This window comes from Lactobacillus sp. UMNPBX16, from assembly GCF_002553775.1.
Taxonomy (GTDB): Bacteria; Bacillota; Bacilli; order Lactobacillales; family Lactobacillaceae; genus Lactobacillus; species Lactobacillus crispatus.
Genome location: NZ_PCYU01000099.1, coordinates 1 through 288 on the forward strand (window position 1 = coordinate 1; position 288 = coordinate 288).

A 288-nucleotide genomic window follows, 5' to 3' on the forward strand; every position below is an offset into this window, starting at 1 on the left:
AACGAAAACGCGCATAGGACACTCTGATATTGGTGTGTACTCCACCAATAGCGACGTGCATAAGGGTAGATTCGAAAGACCCATTTTTAACTAGCTTTCTTGAGCAATTAGGAAAGAAGGAAGAACCACCCTCATCTAGATTCCCTACAAACGGTAATACACCTTCAGATTGAATTGGCTCGGCAACTTGAAAAAACAAGGAAAGAAAAGAATTAAAGGTTCAGAAACCTTTGTTAGTCATAACATCTTGATGAGTAACTGACAGTTATGTATAATTCATATTAAGAA

General features: G+C 37.5%; 1 pseudogene. It reads right to left on the reverse strand.

Annotated features, from left to right (window positions below):
• Positions 1 to 241 (reverse strand): annotated as a pseudogene (locus CP367_RS10555) (ISL3 family transposase); the annotation flags it as partial.
• Positions 242 to 288 lie beyond the last annotated feature (47 nt).